This is a genomic window from Nocardioides daedukensis (genome assembly GCF_013408415.1).
Taxonomy (GTDB): Bacteria; Actinomycetota; Actinomycetes; order Propionibacteriales; family Nocardioidaceae; genus Nocardioides; species Nocardioides daedukensis.
Map to the genome: position 1 here is coordinate 239,464 of NZ_JACCAA010000001.1, position 25,646 is coordinate 265,109.

The 25,646-nt window shown below is 69.3% G+C and carries 11 protein-coding genes; 6 read left to right on the forward strand and 5 right to left on the reverse strand.

Going from position 1 to position 25,646, the window contains the following annotated elements:
- Window positions 1-155: 155 nt before the first annotated feature.
- Window positions 156-3,416, reverse strand: coding sequence for a M4 family metallopeptidase (locus tag BJ980_RS01230; RefSeq protein WP_179500621.1), 3,261 nt, complete (start codon window positions 3,414-3,416; stop codon window positions 156-158).
- A gap of 324 nt (window positions 3,417-3,740) precedes the next feature.
- Between BJ980_RS01230 and BJ980_RS01235 the strand changes: the two genes are divergently transcribed.
- The 5 genes from BJ980_RS01235 to BJ980_RS01255 all read left to right on the forward strand — a co-directional run bounded on the left by BJ980_RS01235 (window position 3,741) and on the right by BJ980_RS01255 (window position 16,097).
- Window positions 3,741-6,356 (forward strand): FtsK/SpoIIIE family DNA translocase, encoded by a 2,616-nt coding sequence (locus BJ980_RS01235; RefSeq protein WP_179500622.1) that lies wholly within the window; start codon window positions 3,741-3,743, stop codon window positions 6,354-6,356.
- The gene (locus BJ980_RS19380) at window positions 6,353-8,326 is read left to right on the forward strand and encodes a RodZ domain-containing protein (protein WP_179500623.1); all 1,974 of its coding nucleotides are present in this window, start codon (window positions 6,353-6,355) and stop codon (window positions 8,324-8,326) included. The genes BJ980_RS01235 and BJ980_RS19380 overlap by 4 nt, the downstream gene beginning before the upstream one ends.
- Window positions 8,327-8,547: 221 nt before the next feature.
- Entirely contained in the window at window positions 8,548-9,981 is a 1,434-nt protein-coding gene (gene rimO, locus BJ980_RS01245; RefSeq protein ID WP_343047894.1) for a 30S ribosomal protein S12 methylthiotransferase RimO, read from the forward strand.
- On the forward strand, window positions 9,978-10,583 hold the full coding sequence (gene pgsA, locus BJ980_RS01250; RefSeq protein WP_179500625.1) for a CDP-diacylglycerol--glycerol-3-phosphate 3-phosphatidyltransferase: 606 nt from the start codon (window positions 9,978-9,980) through the stop codon (window positions 10,581-10,583). Before rimO ends, pgsA begins: the two co-directional genes overlap by 4 nt.
- A 231-nt stretch (window positions 10,584-10,814) precedes the next feature.
- Entirely contained in the window at window positions 10,815-16,097 is a 5,283-nt protein-coding gene (locus BJ980_RS01255) for an ExeM/NucH family extracellular endonuclease (protein WP_179500626.1), read from the forward strand.
- Between the two features lie 73 nt (window positions 16,098-16,170).
- On the opposite strand, the gene BJ980_RS01260 is transcribed toward BJ980_RS01255, so the two are convergent.
- Window positions 16,171-17,946, reverse strand: coding sequence for a glycoside hydrolase family 15 protein (locus tag BJ980_RS01260; protein ID WP_179500627.1), 1,776 nt, complete (start codon window positions 17,944-17,946; stop codon window positions 16,171-16,173).
- Window positions 17,947-18,137: 191 nt separating this feature from the next.
- Here BJ980_RS01260 and BJ980_RS01265 point away from each other — a divergent pair, with 191 nt between their 5' ends.
- A complete protein-coding gene (locus BJ980_RS01265; RefSeq protein ID WP_179500628.1) occupies window positions 18,138-18,446 on the forward strand; it encodes a helix-turn-helix domain-containing protein in 309 nt (102 codons plus the stop codon).
- 75 nt (window positions 18,447-18,521) lie between these two features.
- Here BJ980_RS01265 and BJ980_RS01270 read toward each other — a convergent pair whose 3' ends face one another.
- From BJ980_RS01270 to BJ980_RS01280, 3 genes are all read right to left on the reverse strand, one after another.
- Window positions 18,522-19,313, reverse strand: coding sequence for an Fpg/Nei family DNA glycosylase (locus tag BJ980_RS01270; RefSeq protein ID WP_179500629.1), 792 nt, complete (start codon window positions 19,311-19,313; stop codon window positions 18,522-18,524).
- Window positions 19,306-23,982 carry an Lhr family helicase gene (locus tag BJ980_RS01275; RefSeq protein ID WP_179500630.1) on the reverse strand — a complete coding sequence of 1,559 codons (4,677 nt, stop codon included), beginning with the start codon at window positions 23,980-23,982 and terminating at the stop codon, window positions 19,306-19,308. The genes BJ980_RS01270 and BJ980_RS01275 overlap by 8 nt, the downstream gene beginning before the upstream one ends.
- Before the next feature lie 132 nt (window positions 23,983-24,114).
- On the reverse strand, window positions 24,115-25,641 hold the full coding sequence (locus BJ980_RS01280; protein WP_179500631.1) for an amidohydrolase: 1,527 nt from the start codon (window positions 25,639-25,641) through the stop codon (window positions 24,115-24,117).
- Window positions 25,642-25,646: the final 5 nt, after the last annotated feature.

The window sequence follows — 25,646 nt, forward strand, 5'->3', positions numbered from 1 at the left end:
ACGTCGCCGCCCAGGCGTCGCCGCCCAGGCGTCGCCGCCCAGGCGTCGCCGCCCGGACGTCGACGCCCGAAAGCCGGCACCACGAAATGCCCGAACGCCCACTCCCAGGAGATCCAGGGAGTGGGCGTTCGAGATTCAATCAATGAGCTTTCGCGTCAGCGGACGACCTTCACATAGAAGGTCTTGCCCGTGCTGGGCGCGAAGTTGGCCGAGCCGTTGAAGCGCGGCCGGATCTTGTTGGTGCCGATCCTGAGCGACGTGCCCTTGATGTTGATCCGCACCTTGCCGCCGCGGAGCCACGCCGTGCCGACGGACTTGCCGTTGGCGACCAGGGTGACCGTTCCGGTGGGCTTGCCACCAGTGCTCGCCCGGACCGTGACAGTGGCATTCGTCGAGCCGGAGCGCCTGATCTTGGTGGGCCAGGCCTTCGCGCTGGTGCTGGTGCGCGCCCGGCTCACGGTGATCGGGAGTTCCTCGGTGACGGCCTCGAAAGTGTCGTCACCCGAATACCTCACGGTCAGCGTGTAGCTGCCGGCCTTGAGGTTGGTCGGGACCTTCACGCTCGCCTTGCCCTCACTGTCCACCGTGTCGGTGCCCAGGGTCTTCCAGCTGTGCTTGACGGTGACCTTGCCGGTCGGGACGGTGCCGTCACCGGAGGTGAGGCTGACCTTGACGTCGGAGGCCTGGCCGTAGCGCGACGGCTCGGGGTCGTGGACCGCGGACATCGTGGCGACTGCCTCGCAGACCTCGAGCTCGACGTTGTCGACGTACCAGCCGTCGAAGCCGTTGCAGCCGTCACGGCCTGCCACGAACGCGACCTGCACGCTGTCACCGGCCTTGACGCCGATCTTCGACAGGTCGATGCGCGAGGTGCCCCACGAGCCGTGCAGCTCGCCACCGTCCGTGCCCGAGAAGCCTTCCTCACCGGCGAGCGGGCTGGTGTTGCCCGCGTCCGCGGTCTCCATGGTCATGTTCGGACCGTTGACCAAGTAGGCGTCGGACGGAACGGTCTCGAACTGGCCGTTGTTGACCTTGACCCGGACCAGACCACCGTCCCAGCCGCTCTCGGTGGCCACGTAGTGGTCGAACGAGACGACGGCCGAGACGCCGTTGGGAACCTCGATCTCGGGGCTGATCAGCGAGTTGGCACTGGAGATGTCATCGCTGCCCGGAACACAGTCACCCTCGATGGGGTCGGGGCCGAAGGCCACGCCACCCTCGTGGTCGGGTGCCTGGTTCGAGGTCTCCCAGGCGAAGCCGCGCTGGGCGCCCTCGGCCAGTTCCTCGGCCTGGGTCCAGTCGCCGAAGCCCTCGTCGAAGGTCTCCTCGAAGACGCTGGTGGTCTTGAAGCCCTCGCCACATGCGCTGCCGGCCTCGTCGGGGAGCAGCGGTTCGAACTCGCACTGCACCGGCTCGGTGCGGAGCTCGACGGCCTTGATCATCGCGGCGACCTGCGCGCAGTCGTCGGTGCTGATCTTCTCGGTGGCGCTCTGGGCGTCGTCCTCGCTGGTGCTGAGCTTGGTCAACCGCTTGTCGGTCAGGTCGACGCACGAGGCCTCGAGCGAGTCAGCGTGGTCCACGAAGTTGCTGACCGGCGTCTGGTACTCGTTCATCGCCTTGAAGTAGATGTGCGCAGCCTTGGTGAGACCGATCCCCTTCACGGCGGTGCCGTTGTAGGTGCCACCGTCGACGAGCAGTGCATAGCCGTGGTTCGGCACACCGGAGTTGCTGTGCACACCGCCGTTGTCGTCGGTGGCGCACTTGTACTCGGCGTCGGTGACCTTGCCCGGGTCGCCGTAGCAGGTCGGGTTCCACATGTCGCGGATCGCGCCACCGAAGGCGTCGGACTTCTCGCCCATCAGCCAGCGGTACGACGGGGCACGATCGCCGCCGGCGTCCTTCATGGTGATGTTGACCGTGTCGCCACCGGCGATCGCGGTGCGGATCAGTTCGCGGTCGGTCAGGCCGATCGAGACCGTGGCCGGCAGCGTCTCGTCCGTGCCGGACATGCCCAGCGCGGCGTCATCGTTGTTGCCGATGATCAGCGCAGCAGCGCCCTCGGCCTTGGCAACCTCGGCCTTCTGGGTGAAGGCGCACATGCCGCGGTCGACCAGGACCACCTTGCCGGTGACGTCCTCGTTGTACGGCGAGCAACCGTCGGTGGCCGTGCCGCCCTCCTCCACAGCATCGGTCGGAGCCGCGACGTCACCGGTGATCCCGGTCGCGTCGAGCTGGGCACCGAACGAGGCGCCACCGGTGAGGCAGTCGCGAGCGATCGAGCTCGGGCTGTTGATGGTCAACAGCGGCTTCGCGGGGGAGTAGGACGAGCAGGCGTTGACCGTGCGCGGGGTGCTCAGGTCGCCCTCACCCTCGTCGAGCCGCCCGTTGATCAGGTCGATGGTCTCGCCCCAGATGTCGGAGTAGGACTCGTTGAGGGCACCGGCCTGCCACTGGTAGATCAGACCGTGGGTGAACTCGGTGTAGGCGTGACCCCACTCGTGCGCGACCACGTCGTCGGAGCTGACGCCGTCGCAGTAGTTGGTGGTCTGCCCGTTCCAGTTGGCGTTCGGGCACGAGATGGCCGGGTCGTTGTTGATGGTGTACATCGTGGCGCCCTTGCCGTCGAACGAGTCACGTCCGAAGGCGTTCTGGAAGAACCAGTAGGACTCGCCGGTGGAGCGGACCATGCTCTCCTGGTCCTCGTTCAGGGTGCCGGGCAGCGCATCGCCCTCCTCCCAGACCTGGGTCAGGTTCCGGTCGGCGTCTGCCTCGAAGAGAACCCGGTCGAGTGCGTCGTGGATCATCGAGTAGCGGTTCACCGGCTTGCCGTAGTCGGCGGAGATGAACACGATGTCGCGAACGTTCTTCTCGTTGGTGACCTCGACGCGATAGACCAAGGTGTTCTCGCCCTCGGAGCCGTTGACCAGGCCCGTGCGATAGACCATCAGCTCGGTGCTGGCCGCCTTGATGCCCTTGGTGTCGCCCTTGGCGCCGTCGTGGCCCGGCGGGTTCGCCCGCACCGCACGGATCGCGTTCGCTGCCGCTTGCTTCTTCGTGATCTTCGGGGTGACCGAGAGCTTGAGGTCCGGGACGGTCTCACCGTTGACGCTGGTCAGGTCGCCGTCGGCGTCGACGTGTGCGCGGACCAGGCTGCCGAAGACCGGGACACCCTTGTACTCCTGGACGTAGTTGACCGTCGAGCCGCTGACGCCCTTGGTCACGCTGTCGCGCACCAGCTGCCCGCGAGGAGCGCCGAAGGCGGGAGCGAAGTCATCGAGATAGGCGTCAGCCTTGGCGGTGGCCCCGCCGGAGTTGCCCGGCATCAGGTCGCCGCCACGGCCGGCGCGGATGAAGCCCACCTTGCCGGTCGCCTTCTCCTTGCGGATGGTCGTTGACCCGTCGGCCTGGCTGCGCATGGCCTGGATCTTCGTCGATGTGTCGTCCTTTGCCGCTGCCGGCGCAGACGCGAGTGTGGGTATGGCTGCGAGGCCAGCTCCCACAACGGTCAGGGCGATGCCCTGCCTGAGGAACTTCACGATGGTGCCCTCCAGAATCTTTCCGAGATGTCATGGCGGGGGTGTGCACATGACTTGGGTCACATTAGGGAGAACGCCCGCGATGGTCCAGACCTGACGCAAGGCTTTCGGATAACGGGTTGATCACCGAAAGATCTCCGACGCCCTGCGACACGCATCCTGTTATCCCTGTGACTGGTGTGACGATCGCCTAGAGTCCTGAGCATGGCGACCCGTACGTCTTCCCCGCCGGGTTCGCGGAGCAAGAGCACGTCCAGGAGCAGTTCTGCAAAGAATCGTTCCGGGGCATCCTCGAGCACCCGACCCCGGAGTACAGGCAGCCAGGCCAAGCGAAAGCCGACGACGAAGCGCAAGCCCACTGGGGGCTCGCGCCCAGCGCCTCGAGCTGTTCGTTCTGGACCTGGACCGATTCTGCGCGTCTTCGTGGCCCTTGGCAGCGCGATCGCAGCCCTCTGGCTGGGCATCGCCCACGCCGTCGGCGCGACCGCGCGGTCGATCGGTCGCAGCGCGCGAGACATCAACCCGGAGCAGCGCCGCGACGGGATCGGACTGGCCCTGTTCGGCCTGGCCCTGGTCGTCGCCGCCGCCGTGTGGTGGCAGCTGCCGGGTGGCGTGATGGACGCCTTCCGCACGATGATCGCCGGCTCGGTCGGCAAGCTGGCCTGGTTCGTACCGCTGGTGCTGGTCTACGTCGGCTGGCGCAACCTGCGCGACCCCGAGCGCAACGGGCCGGTGGGTCGCCAGATCATCGGCTGGGCCGCTCTCTGCTTCGGTGTGCTCGGCATCGTGCACATCGCCAACGGCAGCCCGCGCCCCGTGATGGGCGACACCGAGCGTCTCCAGCAGGCCGGGGGAGCGATCGGCTACGTCGTTTCCAGCCTGCTGCTGGACCTGCTGCGCTCGGCGTACGTCGTGGTGCCGCTGCTGGCGCTGCTCGCCGTGTTCGGCGTGCTGATCGTCTCGGCGACGCCCGTCTACCAGATCCCCGCCCGGATGGCCCAGACACGCGACTGGCTGCTCGGACGCTCCGTCCCCGAGACCGATGAGGAGAGCACCGAGCCGATCCGCGCCCGCCGCTCCCGCAAGAGTGCCGGCGACGAGGAGATCGACCCGGACCTCGGCGACCCCGCCTACGACACCCCGGTGCTCGAGGACCGCGAGGTGAAGAAGCGTCGCCGCAAGAAGGACGCACTCGACGTCGCCCAGGAGCTGGACGGCGACGTGAGCGTTCCCGAGCCGCCGACCCCGGTCGTGCCCGACCCGATCCAGGCCGACGAGGTCAAGCCCGGCCTCGAGCCGCCGTCGCACGCACAGCTCCCGCAGCGGGTCGAGCAGCTCGCCCTCTCCGGCGACATCACCTACTCCCTGCCCCAGAGCGACGCGCTCAAGCCGGGCTCGGTGCACAAGGCGAAGTCCAAGGCCTCCGATGCCGTGGTCGACCGCCTGACCCAGGTGCTCGACGAATTCGGCATCGACGCCCACGTGACCGGCTACACCCGCGGTCCCACGGTGACCCGCTACGAGGTCGAGCTGGGCCCCGGCATCAAGGTCGAGAAGGTCACGGCGCTGTCCAAGAACATCGCCTACGCCGTCGCCTCGGCCGACGTCCGGATCCTCAGCCCGATCCCGGGGAAGTCGGCGATCGGTGTCGAGATCCCCAACGTGGACAAGGAGATCGTCACCCTCGGCGACGTCCTGCGCTCCAACACCGCACGCTCCGACCACCACCCGATGGTGGTCGGGCTCGGCAAGGACGTCGAGGGTGGATTCGTCGTCGCCAACCTGGCGAAGATGCCGCACCTCCTGGTCGCCGGTGCGACCGGGTCCGGAAAGTCCAGCTTCATCAACTCGATGATCACCTCGCTGCTGATGCGCTCGACCCCGGACGAGGTCCGGATGATCATGGTCGACCCCAAGCGGGTCGAGCTGAACGCCTACGAGGGCATCCCGCACCTGATCACGCCGATCATCACGAACCCCAAGAAGGCCGCCGAGGCCCTCCAGTGGGTCGTGCGCGAGATGGACCAGCGCTATGACGACCTGGCCAACTTCGGCTTCCGTCACGTCGACGACTTCAACAAGGCGGTGCGTGCGGGCAAGGTCGAGCTTCCCGCTGGCAGCGAGCGCGAGCTCGCTCCCTACCCCTACCTGTGCGTCGTGGTCGACGAGCTCGCGGACCTGATGATGGTCGCTCCGCGCGACGTCGAGGACGCGGTCGTCCGGATCACCCAGCTGGCCCGCGCTGCCGGGATCCACCTGATCCTGGCAACGCAACGCCCCAGCGTCGACGTCGTCACCGGCCTGATCAAGGCCAACGTCCCGTCCCGGCTCGCCTTCGCGACCTCGTCGCTGGCCGACAGTCGGGTCATCCTCGACCAGCCCGGCGCCGAGAAGCTGGTCGGACAGGGTGACGGGCTGTTCCTTCCGATGGGCGCCAGCAAGGCCGTGCGCGTGCAGGGCTCCTGGGTGAGTGAGGCCGAGATCGCCGCGGTCGTCAAGCACGTCAAGGAGCAGCTGGAGCCGACCTACCGCGAGGACGTCACGGCCCCGGCCCAGAGCAAGCGCGACCTGGACGACGACATCGGCGACGACCTCGACCTGGTGGTCCAGGCCGTCGAGCTCGTGGTGTCGACGCAGTTCGGGTCGACCTCGATGCTTCAGCGCAAGCTGCGCGTCGGCTTCGCCAAGGCCGGACGCCTGATGGACATCATGGAGAGCAGGGGAGTGGTGGGCCCAAGTGAGGGATCCAAGGCCCGCGACGTCCTGATCAAGCCCGACGAACTCGATTCAGTCATTGCGACCCTGCAGGGGGAGATGTGAGCGCACAGGAGTCCTACGACCTGGTCGGCGACCCTCGGGAGGAGACCACGGGCAACGTGCTCGGCACCGCCCCCGAGATCATCGAGATCCGTCGCAACTCGGGGCTGGCCGGCCTGGTCGGCGTGGTGTCGTCCGCGGTGGCCATCGCCTGGCTCGGCCGTGCCGTGCAGACCGGCGCAGTCCTGGACTGGACGTTGTTCGCCATCACCGGCGTGCTCGGCGCTGTCTGGCTGCACGCCCTGGTCGACGCCCGTACGCCGCTGCTCGTTGCGGACAGCCAGGGCGTCCGCCTGCGACTCGGTCGCGTGTGGCGGGGACTCCCGTGGGGAGCGCTGGAGTCGATCGAGCACACCCCGCGTCGTGGACTCTTCCGCGACGGCCTGATCGTGCTGCACCCGCACAACGTGGACCGTGTCCTGACCGAGCTCGACTCGTCGGGCCGACGCCAGAGCACGTGGAGCCAGCGACTGCACGGTGCGCCCCTGGCGGTGCCGCTCGGGCTCTCCACCCGGGTCGGCGACCTGTCCGAGGACCTGACCACCTCGCTGCGGATGCTGGCCGGTGCCACCACCCACGTGGTGGAGGTTGCGCCGTCAGCCCCCGAATCCGCAGACGCAGCTGACTTCGGCGCCCCGGTCGACGACCACCGGGTCTCGCATGACTCCGAGACCGACGGTCAGTACGTCGAGACCAGGTCGAGCGATGGGACCGGGATCCGTGACGCCGGTCCGTTCCGTGATCCAGAGTCGATCCACGAGAGCGGGTCGAGCGATGCGGAGACGAGCGACGACCGTACGCACGACACCGCGGAGCCCCGCCCCGCCCGTTTCGTGACGGCTCTCACCACGCTCCGCACCCGTGTCGCCGAGCGCCTGGTCCGAGCGGACCGAACCGCGGACGACGCCGACCTCGAACCTGGCGAGACCCCCGTCGGGGCCGGCTCTGGCGCCACCGGCGAGAGCACCGCACCGATCGTCGCCAGTCCCACCCCGCAGCCGCTGCGCGAGGCCACCTCGGTGGCCCGCATCGAGATCCGCAGCAACTTGGTCCTGGAGGGCACGGCCGCGCGCAAACTGGACGAGTCCACCTCGGACCGCACTCTGCCCGAGGGGCGCGAGCTGCGCCGCGACGGCAGCGTGAGCCTGGTCGAGGACACCGTCATGTGGGGCGACCGGGTGCGCCCGATCGCGACCGCGGGCGACGTGGTCGAGCCACTGGTGATCGACGACTTCGCCGTGGAGCCGGCCAGCGAGCCGGTGATCGGTCCCGACATCGCCGCGGCCCGCACCCGGATCGGGCTGAGCATCGACGCTCTCGCCGACCGGACCCGGATCCGTCCGCACGTGCTTGAGTCGATCGAGGTCGACGACTTCCACGCATGCGGTGGCGACTTCTATGCCCGCGGTCACCTGCGGACGTTGGCACGGGTCCTCGGTCTTGACGCGGCGCCGCTGCTGACGGCGTACGACGAGAAGTATGCGGACGCCCCGATCAACGCGCGCCGGGTGTTCGAGGCCGAGCTCGGCACAGGTGCCGGGGGAGGGCTGCGCGCGACCAAGGGTGGCCCCAACTGGTCGCTGATGATCGCCGTGGTGATGACCCTGGTCCTGGCCTGGTCGATCGCCCGTCTGGCGATGGACTCGCCCGTCGAGATCCAGAACCCTGCCCCGATCCTCAACGGATCCGACGGCCCCAACCAGACCGCGCCGATGAGCGAGAACGTCACCCTCAAGGTGAGCTCGACCAGCTCGACCCAGCTCGAGGTGCGAGACGGCAACAAGAAGGTCGTCTTCGACGACAGCGTCGACTACGGCGAGGTGCACCGCATCGACGTGCTCCCGCCGGTCCGGGTCACTGCCGAGGACGCCGGCGCGATCGAGGTCGAGATCGACGGAGAACCGCGCGGCAGCCTGGGCCAGGACGGCAAGGAAGCCAGCAAGTCCTATCGCGCAGCCACCGACAAGGACTGACCGGGAAGACTGACCGGGAAGACTGACCCAGAAGGACTGAACAGCCAGGCAGCACCCGACGCCGGCGCCGACATCCGCAAGGAGATCGACGCCGGCGTCGATGCATTTCTCACCGGGTGTGGGGCCTCTCACCGGGTCGTCGTTGTGCCGAAAGGCCTCGTCGCAAGGCATACTCAGGACCAACCATGACGACTTCAGACACACGCCCCACGGACGGACTGATCTCCGTCTCCATGGTGACCCTCGGTTGTGCCCGCAACGAGGTCGACTCCGAGGAACTCGCGGGCCGGCTCGAGGCCGACGGCTTCCGGCTCGTCGATGACCCCGAGGACGCAGACACCGTCGTGGTCAACACGTGTGGCTTCGTGGAGGCGGCCAAGAAGGACTCCGTCGACACCCTGCTCGCGGCATCCGACCTCAAGGCCGATGGCCGCGCCCGCGCCGTCGTCGCCGTCGGCTGCCTCGCCGAGCGCTACGGCAAGGACCTCGCGGCCTCGTTGCCCGAGGCTGATGCCGTCCTGGGCTTCGACGACTACCCCGACATCGCGGACCGGTTGCGCTCGATCCTGGCGGGGGAGACCCACCACCCGCACACGCCCGCGGACCGTCGCCTGCTGCTGCCGATCTCTCCGGTCGACCGCGACGCCAGCACGCTCAGCGTCCCCGGCCACGGCGCACCCGCGGTGGACGCACCGGACCTGTCCGCCGACCAGGCCCCGGCCTCCGGCCCTCGCGCCGTACGCCGTCGTCTCGACGGTGGCCCGATGGCTCCGCTCAAGCTGGCCTCCGGATGCGACCGACGCTGCTCGTTCTGCGCCATCCCGAGCTTCCGTGGCTCGTTCGTCAGCCGACGCCCCAGTGACGTGCTCGCCGAGGGCCAGTGGCTTGCCGAGCAGGGCGTCAAGGAGCTGTTCCTGGTCAGCGAGAACTCCACGTCCTACGGCAAGGACCTGGGAGATCTGCGACTGCTCGAGACGATGCTCCCCGAGCTCGCCGCCATCGACGGCCTCGAGCGGGTGCGGGTCTCCTACCTGCAGCCGGCCGAGACCCGGGACGGTCTGATCGAGACGATCGCAAACACCCCCGGCGTCGTTCCCTACTTCGACCTCTCCTTCCAGCACGCCTCCGCGCCTGTGTTGCGCCGGATGCGTCGCTTCGGTGACCCGGAGAGCTTCCTGGGCCTGCTCGACAAGGTCCGCCGCTTGGCTCCCACGGCCGGCGTCCGCTCCAACGTGATCGTCGGGTTCCCCGGCGAGACCGAGGACGACCTGCAGACCCTGTGTGACTTCCTGGTCGCCGCCCGGATGGATGTGACCGGCGTGTTCGGCTATTCCGACGAGGACGGCACCGAGGCCGAGGGCTTCGACTCCAAGCTCGACGAGGACGAGGTGCGCGAGCGCACCGAGCACGTCACGGCACTCGTGGAGGAGCTCAACGCGCAGCGCGCCGAGGAGCGGATCGGCGAGCACGTCGACGTACTGCTCGAGAGCATCGTCGACGGCGTGGGTGAGGGACGCGGCGCCCACCAGGGCCCCGAGGTCGACGGCACCACTACGATCGAGGACCTCCCTGAGGGTGCAGTGATCGGTGACATGGTCGCGGCCACCGTCGTCGGCACCGACGGCGTCGACCTGATCGCGCAGGCGGCTCGATGAGCGGCGAGATCGAGGCAAGGCCCAGCAACTGGAACCTGCCCAACGCGCTGACCACGCTGCGGATCGTGCTCGTCCCGTTCTTTGCATGGGCACTGCTCATGGACGGCGGCGACTCGATCACCTGGCGCCTGGTCGCGTTCACGATCTTCGTGGTCGCGATGATCACCGACAAGGTCGACGGCGACATCGCCCGCGCCCGCAACCTGGTCACCGACTTCGGCAAGATCGCCGACCCGATCGCGGACAAGGCGATCACCGGGATGGCCTTCATCGGCCTCTCGATCGTCGGCGACATCTGGTGGTGGGTGACCATCCTGGTGCTGCTGCGCGAGTGGAGCGTGACGCTCCTGCGGCTCTCGATCATGAAGAACGTGGTCATCGCCGCCGCCCGGAGCGGCAAGATCAAGACCATGCTCCAGGCCGTGGCGTTGGCCGGCCTGTGCCTGCCCCTGCGCCAGGTGGAGGGCAGCCTCGAGCTGCTCGGCGAGATCCTCTTCTACGCCAGCCAGGTGCTCCTTGCCGGTGCTGTCGTGATGACCCTCTGGTCGGGCTACGAGTTCTTCCGCGACGCCTGGAAGCAGCGGTCCGGAGCCACTGCCTAACGAGTCGATCACGACTCTTGCCGTCGCTGTCCGGCAGTGCTTGACTGCGGGTTCGCACACTGACTCGGGCCAGTGTCCTGATCCACGCTTCCGGCAACCCGAACGTCACCGGAAGTTTCCCCGTGGCACCAGACGCGTTGCCCAGGCTCAGACAACATGACGCGAGGCTGGGCCGGTCGAATCGGGTCGCTCTCCTGGCCCCGTCCGTCCGGAACTGCCTTGGGAGTCACATTGTCCAGCCCCTCCTGGCGATCGATGGTGAGGGCTGCCGCAGCCGTCTCCGTCGGCGCCCTCGTCGTGTCGCCACTTGCGATCGCGACCACCGCCACCGCCGCAGTCGACGGCTCCGGCCTCGTCATCAGCGAGGTCTATGGCGGTGGTGGCAACAGCGGAGCGATATACACCCACGACTTCATTGAGCTCCACAACCCCACCGACACTGCGATCGACCTGTCGAACCTGACCCTGCAATATCGCTCCGCGACCAACACCAACGCCGCGGGCAGCGTGGCGCCGCTGTCCGGGAGCGTGCCGCCCGGGGACCACTTCGTGATCCAGCTGGCCTCCCAGGCCGACGTGGGTACGCCGGTCCCGAACGTGGACCTCGTCGGCAGCTCCACCCTGAACCTGTCCGGCAGCAACGGCCAGGTCTTCCTGGCCGACAGCGCGACCGGCATCGACCCCGACGGCGCCGGCAACACCACGATCACCGACGAGCGAGTCGTCGACTTCGTCGGCTTCGGCAGCGCAGCGATCCACGAGGGTGCGAACCCCGCACCGGCCCCCGGCTCCAGCGCGGCCAGCATCAGCCGCGACCCGGCGGGCGCGGACAGCGACGACAACGGCGCGGACTTCACGATCAGCAACCCGCCCACGCCGGGCACCCAGCCAACCGAACCCGAGCCCGACCCCGACCCGATCGCCGCGACGATCTCCGAGATCCAGGGCAACGGCGCAATCACCCCGCTGGACGGCGTACCGGTGACCACCACCGGAGTCGTCACCGCCGCCTATCCTGCCGGCGGCTTCTACGGCTTCTACATCCAGGAGCCGGGCAGCGGCGCCGCCGACCTCGACCTCTCCAGCGCACCGGCCGCGCGCGGCGTCTTCGTGCGCCAGGAGCAGAGCGCCGGCGCAGTCACCGTCCAGCCCGGCGACCACGTCCAGGTCTCGGGCACGCCCGGCGAGTTCGCCGGGGCAACCCAGGTCAACGTCGCCGAGGCGACTGACATCGTCACCCTGGACACGCCCGCCGAGGCCCCGGTCGCCACCTCCACCTGGCCGACCAGCCCCGAGCAGCGCGAGTCGCTCGAGGGGATGCTCTACCGCCCCGCAGGGGCGTTCACCGTCACCGAGACCTACGCCACGATGAACTACGGCGAGGTCGGCCTCGCCCAGGGCGACACGCCCCTGATCCAGTGGACCGACGCCGCCCGTCCCGGTTCCGCCGAGGCAGAGGCCGTGAAGGCGGACAACGCCCGGCGCGGCATCGTCCTCGACGACGGCTCCTCGACCGGATTCGCCGGCAAGCCCGACCTGACCCCGGCCTACCTCTCCAACGACGAGCCGGTCCGCGTCGGCGCGAAGGCGACGTTCGACAACGACGTCATCTTCACCGAGGGCGGATCGCCGTCGTCGCCGAGCTATCGGTTCCAGCCGTTGAGCCCCGTGGTCGGACCCGAGAACGCCACCTCGCCCGCGACCTTCGAGAACACCCGGACCGACGCACCCGACGAGGCACTGATCAACAAGGCGGGCACCGCCGAGATCAAGGTGGCCTCGTTCAACGTCCTGAACTACTTCACCACCCTGGGCGACGCGAACGATGACAACGTCGGTGACGCCGGCTGCCTGGCCTACAACGACAACGACGGCGACGGCAACAACGTCAGGGGTGGTTGTGACCAGCGCGGCGCCTGGGATCCCGAGGACCTCGAGCGCCAGCAGGCCAAGATCGTCTCGGCCATCAACGCGCTCGACGCCGACGTCGTCGGGCTGATGGAGATCGAGAACTCCGCCGCACTCGGCGAGGAGGCCGACGAGGCGACCCGCACCCTGGTCGACGCGCTCAACGCCGCCGCAGGCTCCGAGGTCTGGGCGGCCAACCCGTCCTCGGCCGACCTGCCCCCCGTCTCCGAGCAGGACGTGATCACCAACGCGATCATCTACAAGATCGCCTCGGTGGAACGGACCGGCGAGGCGCACGCGCTGGGCGACTTGAGCGCCGAGGGCGAGGCCTTCGGGAACGCTCGCGAGCCGATCGCCCAGGCGTTCACCGACAAGGACGGTGGCGAGCCGTTCCTGTTCGTGGTCAACCACTTCAAGTCCAAGGGATCGGCCGGCCCGAACCCGGGCGACGAGGACACCGGCGACGGCCAGGGTGCCTCCAACGGCTCCCGGGTCCTGCAGGCCGAGGCGCTGCGCGACTGGCTGCCCGGCGTCGAGGCCGAGACCGGCACCGAGGCCGTGCTGCTCGCAGGCGACTTCAACTCCTACGGCCAGGAGGACCCGCTGCAGGTCCTCTATGACGCCGGCTATGCCGACGTGGAGCAGGAGTTCGAGATCGGCAAGTGGTCCTACAGCTACCAGGGCCTCTCCGGGTCGCTCGACCACATCCTCGCCAACGACGCCGCGGTCGCCCGCTCCACCGGCGCCGACATTTGGAACATCAACGCTGGTGAGTCCGTGGCGTTGGAATACAGCCGCTGGAACTACTGGGCCACCGACTTCCACCAGGATGGCCCGTTCCGGTCCTCGGACCACGACCCCGTCGTCCTCGGCCTCAAGGCCGGGGCGGTGGAGTCCGACGAGGTGAAGCTGAACCTGCTCGGGATCAACGACTTCCACGGGCGGATCAACTCCAACACGGTGAAGTGGGCCGGCACCATCGAGCAGCTCACCGAGGCTGCCGGTGACTCACGGACCATCCTGGTCGGGGCCGGCGACCTGATCGGTGCCTCGGAGTTCGCTTCGGCGATCGATGAGGACCAGCCGACGATCGATGTCCTGAACGCACTCGGCCTGGACGCCTCGGCGGTGGGCAACCACGAGTTCGACAAGGGCTGGGGTGACCTGCGCGACCGGGTGATCGGCAGCGAGGGCGCACGCAACGCTCAGTGGGACTACCTGGGTGCCAACGTCTATGCCAAGGGCACCACCGACCCGGTGCTCCCCGAATATGCCAGCTTCGAGGTCGACGGGGTCACCGTGGCTGTCGTCGGTGCGGTCACCGAGACCACGTCGTCGCTGGTCTCGCCCGACGGCATCACCGAGATCGAGTTCGGCAACGCCGCCTCGGCGGTGAACCGGGTCGCCAACGAGCTCTCCGACGGCAACGTCGAGAACGGCGAGGCCGACGTGATCGTCGCGTCGTTCCACGCCGGTGCCTCCAAGGGCGCGGGCTCGGACTATGACGCCGAGGTCGCCAAGGGTGGCGAGTTCGCAGAGATCGCGAACCTCGACGCCGATGTCGACGTGATCTTCAACGGGCACACCCACCAGGTCTATGCCTGGGACGCGCCCGTGCCCGGCGTACAGGGCAGGACCCGTCCACTCGTGCAGACCGGTGAATATGGCGCCAACGTCGGCCAGGTCGAGGTCACCGTGGACAGGTCGACCGGAGCGGTCTCGGCCTACACCGCGAAGAACGTCGCACGGACGTCGGTCGCCGATGACGAGCTGGTCGCGAAGTATCCCCGGGTGGCCCAGGTCAAGGGCATCGTCGACGACGCGATCACCCATGCCGGAGAGGTCGGCAACGAGCCGGTCGGCGAGATCACCGCGGACATCACCACGGCCTACAACGGCACCACCCGCGACCAGCGTGGCGAGGAGTCCACGCTGGGCGAGCTCGTCGGCAACGCACTTCGTGACGGCCTGCCCGAGGGGATGACGGCCGACATCGGCATCGTCAACGCGGGCGGCGGCCTGCGCGCCGAGCTGCTGTTTGCGGGTGACACCACGAAGAATCCGGCCAACACCGACGGCGTCGTCACCTATGCCGAGGCCAACGCGGTGCTGCCGTTCGTCAACAACGTGTCGTTGGTGAAGCTGAAGGGGGCCGACCTCAAGGAGGCACTCGAACAGCAGTGGCAGCCGGCGACGAACTCGCGTCCGGTGCTCAACCTCGGCCTCTCGGACAACGTCCGGGTGACCACGGACGCATCCATGCCGCGAGGCGAGCGGATCACCTCGGTCATCGTCGACGGGGAGCCGCTGGACCTGGAACGGGTCTACACGATCTCGACCATCTCGTTCCTTGCCTCGGGTGGTGACAACTTCAGCGCCTTCGCCAAGGGTGAGGCCTCCGACACCGGCCTGGTCGACCGTGACCTGTGGATCAACTACCTGAAGACCCACAAGCCGATCTCGCCGGACTTCGCCCGTCAGCAGGTCAATGCTCCCGGCATGCCTGCCGAGGTCGTCGCCGGCGACTCGGTCTCGTTCGAGTTCACCGGCCTCGACCTGAACTCGCTGGGTTCGCCCACGAACGAGGCGGTCGAGGTGTTCCTCACCGGAGCCAACGGTTCCACCTCTGTCGGGACGTTCCCGGTCAGCGAGGGGACGGCCGCCGTCTCGTTCACGGCTCCGTCCGAGCTGGTGGGCAGCTACACGATCTCGGCGCGGGTGGCTCCGTCCGGGACCGAGGTGGGTCTGCCCGTCGCTGAGGGGCCGCCCGCACCGGTGACACTCTCCGCGACCGCCGAGCCGGTCGCCTATGGCAATAACGGCACCGTCGAGGTGAGTGTCACTCCGGCCGAGACGACCGGCACGGTGGACCTCCTCGACGGCGACACCGTCCTGGCCTCCGGCACCCTCGCGGACGGCTCGAGTTGGATCGAGTTCGATTCGACCGAGCTGGAGGTGGGCGGCAACGCACTGACCGTGCGCCACACGGACGGCGATGTGGTGAGCAGTGCACCGGTCGTGGTCACGGTCGAGAAGGCGACCGCGACGCTTGCGGCCACGGTGAACAACACCCGGCCAGCGGTCGGGGCCAACCGGGTGGTGGCGACTGCGACCGTCACCGCCGACGGCTTCGTCCCGACCGGATTCGTGGTCGCGTACGTCGACGGGAAGCTCGCCGGTGCCGGTGAGCTCGAGGACGGCAGCACCAGGATCAACCTGGGCACCTTCGGGACCCTGGGCGTCAAGGAGATCGAGTTGCTCTACGTCGGCAACGACACCACCGAGCAGGCCAGTGACGTCACCCGGGTCACGGTCGTCAAGGCGAGGACCACGACGAGCGTGAAGATCACGCCCTCGAAGGTCCGTGCCTCCAAGACCACCCCGACCGCGACGGTCCGGGTGACCAGCTGGAGGCAGAAGGTCAACGGCAAGGTGACTGTCCGGATCAGTGGCTTCTCCAAGACCGTGTGGCTCAAGAACGGCCGGGCCACCGTCAAGCTGCCGAAGATCGCCAAGGCGGGCAGGAAGCTCGTCGTCGCCGACTACCTGGGTGCGGCGAAGTTCGAGCCGTCCCGGGACTCGACGCAGTTCACCGTCCGCAAGTAGCAACCCGGTAGGACAGCAGCACCACCCGGCGCCCGGAGGGTCATCCCTCCGGGCGTCGGCGTGCGCCAGGAGATCAGTCAGCAGCAGCGAGGCGGAAGGCGGCCTGCACCAGGGTCAGGTGGCTGAACGCCTGCGGGAAGTTCCCGGCCATCCTTCGGTTGATCGGGTCATATTCCTCGGCCAGCAACCCCACGTCGTTGACGAGCGCGACGAGTCGGTCGAACAGCCGGTGTGCGTCGTCGAGTCGACCAGCAGCGACGAGCGCGGAGACCAACCAGAACGAGCAGGCGAGGAAGGGATGCTCGTCGCCGGCCAGCCCGTCGACACCCGACTCGGTGCGATAGCGCAGCAGGAATCCGTCGCGCAGCAGGTCGTTCTCCACGGCAGCGATGGTGCCCAGCATCCGCGGGTCATCTCCTTCGATGAAGCCGACCAGGGGCAGGACCAGCAGCGAGGCGTCGACCTCGGTGGTGTCGTAGTGCTGGGTGAAGGTGTTCCGCTCGGCGTTGAAGCCGCGCTCGAGCACCTCGGCACGCACCGCGTCCCGGATCTCGATCCACCGATCGAGGGAACACTCGAAACCGTGGTCCTGCGCGGCCCTGATCCCTCGGTCGAACGCAGCCCACACCATCACCCGGGAATGCGTGAAGTGGCGCAAGGGCCCCCGGATCTCCCACAGGCCGTTGTCGGGCTCCTGCCAGTGGGTGGCGAGGTCGTCGACCAGGGCGCGCTGCAGGTGCCAGGCGTCCTGGCTGGTCTCGAGCCCGGCCCGTCGGGCCACGTCCAAGGCGATCATCACCTCACCGAGGACGTCGCTCTGCTTCTGGTCCACGGCTCCGTTCCCGATCCGCACCGGTCGCGAGTCGGCGTAGCCCGGCAAGTGGTCCAGGGTGCGCTCGGGCAGCTCGCGGGATCCGTCGACGGTGTACATGATCTGCAGGTCCTCCGGGTCACCGGCGACCGCGCGCAGCAGCCAGTCACGCCAGAGCCCGGCCTCCTCGGTGAACCCGCCCGCCACCAGCGCCTCGAGGGTGAGGGAGGCGTCGCGGAGCCAGCAGAACCGGTAGTCCCAGTTGCGCTCGCCGCCGAAGTCCTCCGGCAGGGACGTGGTGGGCGCTGCGACGATTCCGCCGGTCGCCGAATGGGTCAGGTGCCGCAGGGTGACCAGGGACCGCACCACCACGTCGCGATGTGGCACGTCCTGGCGACAACGACTGGTCCAGGTCTCCGACTCCCGGATCGTCTCCTCGATCAGGGGTCGGTCCGCGATCGAGGCGGGAAGTTCGACCCAGGAGGGCACCCAGGTCAGAGAGAAGGTGAGCTCGTCGCCGGCAGAGACCTCGAACTCGTCACGGTGGGCGTGGTCCACGGCGTGGGGGAGTCGCGGGCCGCGCAGTGCCAGCTGGTCCGGCCCGGCGACGGCAACGATGACCTCGAGCTCGTCCACGTGGCGCCGGTGAACCCATGGCCGAACCTTGCCGTAGGCGGCCCGGACCACCCACTCGTGGCGCATCAGCACCGTGCCGGTCACTCCGGTGATGTGTCTGACCACGTCGGCGCGCCCGTCACCGATCGGCATGACGTCCAGGATCGTGACCGACCCGGTGGATGTGGTGAAGGTGGTCTCCAGCGCGGCCGAGTTGCCGACGTACCGCCTGGTGGTCTCGAACTCCTCGACCGGGCAGAACTGCCAGTGCCCGTGCTCCTCGGTGCCGAGCAGGGCGGCGAAGCAGGCCGGGGAGTCGAAGCGGGGCAGACAGAGCCAGTCGATGGAGCCGTTGCGACCGACCAGGGCCGCGGTGTTCCGATCGCCGAGCAGGGCATAGTCCTCGATGGGTTGTTGGGCCATGCCTGCCAAGGTATCCACATCGCTGTCGATGTGGTCGGCACGCGGTGATCTGTGTTCCCTGATGCACCCGCGGCGGGGCCGACTGGCCGGTCCTTGGGGAGCGGATGAATTTTGAGCCGTCGGCGTAGTGCTGCACGGGAAGAATTGGGGAACAGGTAGCGTTGCGTCATCAACACAAGGAGGACAGGCTCATGGTGCTGTTTCGTCGACTGCTCGGTGAGGTGCTTCGCACTCAGCGGATGCGTCGTGGCCTGACCCTGCGCGAAGTCTCTGCGGAGGCGCGGGTGAGCCTGGGCTACATCTCCGAGATTGAACGTGGTCAGAAGGAGGCTTCCTCCGAGCTCCTTGCCTCCCTGTGCAACGCCCTCGAGGTCCCGCTCTCCGAAGTGCTGCGCGACGTGAGCCACGCGGTGGCCGTCGAGGAACGCGCGCTCAAGATCGCCGCCACCCCGATTCCGGTGCGTGCGCGCGGCCGCGACGTGGTGGCTTCCGCGGCCTGACCGCAATATGTGGAGCGGCCTGACCGCAATGTGTGGAGCGGTCTGACCGCAGTTGGTAGAGCGGCCTGAGGTCAGTCAGCCGATCAGGTCGGGCTGGCACGACGGGCACCAGTACGCCGCCCGCTCGCGGCCGGGCTCGCCGATCATCGTCGTCCGGATCACCGTGCCGCACCGGTGACAGGGCAGGTCCGAGCGGCGGTAGACCCAGTTCTGCATGCCGTGCCGGGTGTTCCCGGTGGTCGTCTGCGTGCGCCGCTCCTTGTTGGCATCCAGCAGCGACTTGGCTCGAGCGACCAGGCGCGGCAGGCCGGTGACGGTGCCCATCGGGGCATCGGGACGGACACCGCTGAGGAAGCACAGCTCGTTGGCATAGAGGTTGCCGATCCCGGCCAGGTTCCGCTGGTCGAGCAGCGCTTCGATGACGGTTCGTTCCGGTGGCGAGGTGGAGAGTCGGCGTACGGCCTCATCGGGCTCCCACTCGCCGAGCAGGTCCGGACCGAGGTGTCCCACGACGGAGTCCTCGGCGTCGGTGGCCACGATCTCGAGGATGCCGAGCGAGAAACCGACGGCTATCCAGCGCGGGGTCCGCAGGATCACGCGGGCCTGCTCGACGGGTCGCTGCCACCGGGTTTCGGCACGATAGAGGTGCCAGGCGCCCTCCATCTTCAGGTGGGTGTGGATCGTGGTGTTCTCGCCGACGCGGGTGAGCAGGTGCTTTCCGCGCGAGACGGTGCCGTGGATCATCTCGCCGCGCAGGTCGAGCTCGGCCAGGGCGGGGACCCGGAAGTTGCTGAGGGTGACGCGGGCGCCGCTGAGCGCCTTGTCGAGGGCGCGTGCCGTGCGCCAGACGGTGTCGCCTTCAGGCACGGATCCGGAGTCCTCTCGGTGTGGCCACGAACCCGGCGTCCTGCAGGGCCTGGCGCAGCGGGGTGCTGGCGTCACCCAGGAGGGCGGTGCCGTCGGCCTTCTCGACCGTGAGCCTGCCCAGTGCACCACGTCGCACTGCTTCGGCGAGCGCTGTGCAGGCAGGTCCGAGCCGGTCGAGCGAATCGGTGAACGTGAGCAGGGTGCGTCCGCCCCGTTCGACATAGAGGGCCAGCGCCCCATCGACGAGTACCACCATCGCTCCGGCCTTGCGCCCGGGTCGGTGGCCGGCTTCCTCGGTGGTGCGCTCGGGCCAGGCGAGCGCGGCACCGAACGGATTGGCCGGGTCGGTGGCGGCCAGAGCCACGGCGAACGGCTTGTTGCCGTCGGGCAGGTCGACATACGTCCTGAGCCGGTCGACCGCACCGGCACTGCCGAACTGCGCGGCGCCGAGCCCCGCCACGAAGTAGCCCCGCCGGCAGCGGCCGGTCTCCTCGAAGGCGGAGAGCACCTTGTAGACGCCCGCGAAGCCGCCGGGGACGCGCTCGGCCGCGACCGCGCCACGGGTCACGATGCCGTGCCGTTCGAGGAGCGACTCGGCCTTGGCGTGCACGCGCCGGGTCGGGTCGAGGTCGAGCTCGGGCAGGAGCGCCCACCGGCCGGCGGTCGCCGGCGGACCGGATCGGCTCGGCATCGCAGCGCGGCCCCGGACCGGTCGGCCCCGGCTGGTGCTGACCCGCGGGGCGGCGCGTCGTGAACGATGAGCCGGCGTACCGGTCGAGGTGAGCGCGCGCAGCGGGGCGAGGGTGTCGTTGGTGACGCGCCCTGCCCAGACCAGGTCCCACAGGGCACTGGCCAGCGCTGCGTCGTTGGTGGAGCCGACCACCTGGCCGAGCTGCCGGAAGAACCAGGCACCCCCGGGCGCGAGAGCATCGAGGACGGCTTGGTGGTCGTCGCCGAGCTCGAGGTCGGTGGGCTCCGGCAAGGTCAGCGGCGCCTGGTCGGCCAGGTGCAGCGACACCCAGCCATCTGAACCCGGCAGGACGCCGTGTCCGGACCAGACGACCTCGCCGGTGGCGGTGAGCTCGTCGAGCATGGACGGCTCGTAGTCACTCACCCGCGTCGACAGCACGAGCGGCTCCAGCGCGGAGGCCGGCACCGGACAGCCGGCGAGCTGCTCGATCGCGGACAGCACGCCGTCGATGCCGCGCAGGTTGCCCCGAGTCTGCGCCGTGGACAGGTGCTGCCACTGGGGCAGGAACCTGCCCAGCACCTCGGGCTCGACGGGCTCGGCCTCCTTGCGGAGCCTGGCCAGGGAGCGGCGCCGCAGCTTGCGCAGCACCTCGGCCTCGCACCACTCGTCGCCGGAACCGTGGGGCCGGAACTCACCCTCGAGAACGCGGCCCGACCCGGCCAGTCGGAGCAGCGTCTGGCGGGCCACCGCGACACCTACGCCGAGGTGCGCAGCGGCGTCGGCGGTGGTGAACGGACCGTGGGTGCGGGCATAGCGTGCGACCAGGTCGCCGAGCGGATCCTCGACCGGCTCGGTGAAGACATCAGGGGTGCCCGGGGGGACCGGCACACCGAGTCCGTCGCGCAAGCGGGCGACATCCTCGATCGCGGTCCACCGGAGCTCGCCGGCCATCCGAACCTCGACGACACGGCGTACGTCGGAGAGCGACTCGAGCCAGCTGGTGACGTCAGCTCCGTCGACACTGCGCTCGGCGACTTGGCCGACCGTCAGCGGGCCGAGCAGCCGGAGCAGGTCGGCCACGCCCTCGGCGTCGCGTGCCCGACGGTCCGGGGCGAGGCGCTGCAGCTCGGCCTCGACCTCGGTGAGGACGTCGGGGTCGAGCAGCTCGCGCAGCTCGGCGCGGCCCAGCAGCTCGGCCAGCAGGCCCTGATCGAGGGTGAGCGCGGCAGCGCGGCGCTCGGCGATGGGGGAGTCGCCCTCATAGACGAACTGGGCGACGTAGCCGAACAGGAGGCTCTGCGCATAGGGAGAGGGGCGCTGGGTGGCCACGTCGATCACCCGGATCTCCCGGCGGTCGATCCGGCCCAGCAGGGTGACCAGGCTGGGCAGGTCGTAGACGTCCTGGAGCACCTCGCGCACGGCCTCGAGGACGATCGGGAACGACGGATATTTCACGGCGACCTCGAGCAGCTGTGCCGAACGCTGTCGTTGCTGCCACAGCGGGGAGCGACGACCGGGATCGCGGCGGGGCAGCAGCAGGGCACGCGCGGCGCACTCGCGGAAGCGGCTGGCGAACAGCGCCGAGCCGCCCACCTCGGTGGTGACCAGGTCCTCGATCTCGTCGGTCGCGAAGACCACGATGTCCCCGCTCGGGGGCTCGGCGTCGGTGTCGGGGATGCGCAGCACGATGCCGTCGTCGGAGGCCACCGCGGACGCCTCGACGCCGTAGCGCTCGCGCAGGCGTGCATTGATGGCCAGCGCCCAGGGGGCATGGACCGGCGTGCCGTAGGGGGAGTGCACCACCAGGCGCCAGTCACCGAGCTCGTCACGGAACCGCTCCACCAGCACCGTGGTGTCGCTGGGCAGCACGGAGGTGGCCTCGCGCTGCTCGGTGAGGTAGCCGACCAGGTTTCCGGCCGCCCAATCGTCCAGTCCCTGTTCCCGGGCCAGGGAGACGGCCTTGGCCGGAGTGAGTGCACCCAGATCGCGGGTGAACCGTCCGATCGCCTCGCCGAGCTCGGCCGGGCGGCCCAGGGTGTCGCCCTTCCAGAACGGCAACCGGCCCGGGATGCCGGGCGCGGGTGTGACCAGGACGCGGTCGTGGGTGATGTCCTCGATCCGCCAGCTGGTCGCGCCGAGGGCGAAGATGTCACCGACCCGTGACTCGTAGACCATCTCCTCGTCGAGCTCGCCGACGCGGTTCACCTTCTCGCCGACCAGGAAGACCCCGAACATGCCACGGTCGGGGATCGTCCCGCCGCTGGTGACCGCGAGGCGCTGCGCCCCCGGGCGCCCGGTGATCCGACCGGTGACCCGGTCCCACACGATCCGCGGGCGGAGCTCGGCGAACTCGTCGCTCGGATATCTGCCGCTGAGCAGGTCGAGGGTCGCGTCGAAGGCGGAGCGGGGCAGCGCCGCGAAGGAGGCGGTACGCCGAGCCAGCGCGAAGAACTCATCAACGTCCCACTCGTCCAGGGCGGTGGCGGCGACGACCTGCTGGGCCAGGACGTCGAGGGGGTTGGTCGGCACCCGCAGCGACTCGATCGCCCCGGACCGCATCCGCTCGACGGCGACCGCGGTCTGGGCCAGGTCGCCCCGGTGCTTGGGGAACAGGACTCCACGCGAGGTCTCGCCGACCTGGTGCCCGGCCCGACCCACGCGCTGCAGTGCGCTGGCCACACTGGGTGGGGACTCGATCTGGATGACCAGGTCGACCGCGCCCATGTCGATGCCGAGCTCCAGCGAGCTGGTCGCCACGACTGCGGGGATCCGGCCCCGCTTGAGGTCGTCCTCGATCGCGGCGCGCTGCTCCTTGGAGACCGAACCGTGGTGTGCCTTGGCGATGATCGTCGCGGCGCCTGTGCTGGTGCCCGACTGCGCCTCCACCGCGGACGGCCTGCCCGTCGTGAAGGAGCTGTGTGCGGTCGAGGTCTCGGTGTCGTCGGCCGCGTGCTCGGACTCGTCTGGGTCGGGTGGGGCGAGCTCCTCGCCGGAGGCGGCGTGGTCACGGGCCTGGTCGCGGACAAGGTCGCGGGCGTGGTCGCGGGCCTCGGCGCGCTCCGTGGCGATCTCGTTGAGTCGGGCAGTCAGCCGCTCGGCGAGGCGGCGGGAGTTGGCGAAGACGATGGTGGAGCGATGCTGCTCGATGAGGTCGACCACGCGCTCCTCGACATGGGGCCAGATCGAGGAGCGGCTGGGGGCGCTGGAGGCCGGGCCCTCGAGGTCGTCCTCGATCACCTGGCCGATCTGGGCCATGTCCTCGACCGGGACCACCACCTTGAGGTCCCAGGTCTTCTCCGAGGCGGGCGCCACGATCTCGACCGGGCGGGAGCCACCCAGGTAGCGCGCCACCTCGTCCAGGGGACGCACGGTCGCAGAGAGGCCGATCCGCTGGGCGGGCTTGTCGAGAAGCTCGTCCAGGCGTTCCAGGGACAGGGCCAGGTGGGCGCCGCGCTTGCTCCCGGCCACGGCGTGCACCTCGTCGAGGATCACCGTCTCGACCCCGCGCAGAGCCTCGCGGGCCTGAGAGGTGAGCATCAGGAAGAGGGACTCGGGAGTCGTGATCATGATGTCCGGCGGAGTGGTGACCAACCGGCGCCGGTCGGCCGCCGAGGTGTCGCCGGAGCGTAGGCCGATGGTGACCTCGCGGGTCGTCGTACCGAGCCGGTCCGCGGTGTGTCGGATGCCCGTCAGTGGGGCGCGAAGGTTGCGCTCGACGTCGACGGCCAGTGCCTTGAGCGGCGACACGTAGAGCACCCGGCAGCGGTGCTTCTTGTCGATCGGCTCCGAGGTGAGCAGCCGGTCGATCGACCACAGGAACGCCGACAGCGTCTTGCCGGACCCGGTCGGGGCGACGACCAGGGAGTGGTGGCCGGCACCGATCGATGTCCAGGCCCCGTCCTGGGCTGGCGTCGGCTCGGCGAAAGCCGCAGAGAACCACGCACGCGTGGGTTCGCTGAACTGCTCGAGGGCGGCCATTGGTCCATCATTCCTCATCGCACCCACAACGAGGTCGCTTCGCGGTGCCGGAGACCGGTCAGAGGCGGGCCGGTCGGGAGCGGGCCAGTCCCTGGGTCAGTCGCTGGGCCAGTTCTTGGGCCAGCCCCTGGGTCAGTCCCACAGAGGTGCGATCAGCCGTCCGGCGACATACGTCGCAGCCACCGGCATGGCACGCAGGTAGGCGCTGGTCGCGGCCGAGTCGCCCACGGCGAGCAGGGGGTCGTTGTCGAGCAGGACCAGGTCGCCCGGATGGCCCACGGCGACTGTGCCCCAACCGTCGGTGGAGGCCGCGAGGGCCTCGCGAACGGTGAGGGACTCCGCGGCGTTCCACGGTTCGCGCTCGTCGCCACTGCGATGCACGGCCGCTGCCATCGCCAACCACGGATCCAACGGCGCGACCGGTGCGTCCGAGCCCAGGCGCAGGTCGACACCCTGGTCGTGCATCGATCGGAGGCTGAAGCAACGGTCCATCCGGTCGGGCCAGCAGTGTTCGGTCACGTCACGGTCGTCGAGCAGGTGCGCCGGCTGTACCGAGGCCCGCAGCCTCGAGGCGGCCAGACGCGGGATGTCCTGGGTCCGGATCAGCTGAGCGTGCTCGATCGACCCGTTGGCTCCGGTGACCGCGAACGAGTCCAGCGCCTCGTGCACCGCGGCGTCGCCGATCGCGTGCACAGCGATCTCGAGCCCGTTCTGGTGCGCGCGCAGCATCAGCATCCGCAGGTCGTGGCTGGTCTGGTTCGGATAGCCCTGGGGGAACAGCAGGTCGCCGGAGTCGGCGTAGGGATCGCAGCACCACGCCGTACGGGTGTTCAGGGAACCGTCCGAGATGATCTTCAGCTGGCCCATCGTGGCCAGCTCGCAGCCCGGCAGCGGGTCCCCGGTGCGCAGGCCCCGGTTGATCACCGAGTCGAGGCCCTCGGCATAGGTGGCCATCCTGACCCTGAGCAGGTCGGCTCCTTGAGCCCAGCGCTGGGCCCACTCGTCGGCGCCGCCGCTGAACTCGAAGTCGACCACACCGACGATGCCCTTGGTGGCGGCCTCGGCCTGCGCCCGGCGGTAGGCCTCCGGGGTGGCCTCCTGCCCCACGACGGCCTCCAGATCCGCATAGGCGGCGAACCACTCGGCCTCGCGGACCACGTCGTCGCGTTCGGCCAGGCCGAGCGAGCGCAGGGCCACGGAGTTCATCCAGGCGTGGTGGGCGTCGCCGGAGATCAGCACGATCGGGACCGAGGTCGAGATCTCGTCCAGCTCGGCGACCGTGGGCTCGCGCTCCCACGTCGCCGACCTGTGGCCGAAGGCGACCAGGGGGGTGTCGGGCCGCATCGCCAACCGCTCACGCACGAAGTACGTCGCCTCCTCCGGCGACCGTGTCGTGGAGAGGTCGAGGCGGGTCGAGGTCATCGCCACCTGGCCGAGGTGGACGTGCTGGTCCCACAGGCCCGGGATGATCCAGCGTCCGTCGGCGTCGAAGACCCGGGGCGGCTCACCCTCGAGGCCCGCCACGTCGGCCCCGCTGACATCGGGGCCGAGCGCGGAGACGGTGCCGTCGGCCACGAGCACATCGACAGGGCTCCCGGCCGGGACCTCGTCCTTGCCGAGGGGGACCGGGAAGACGTTGCGGATCAGCAGCGGTTCCATGGCGC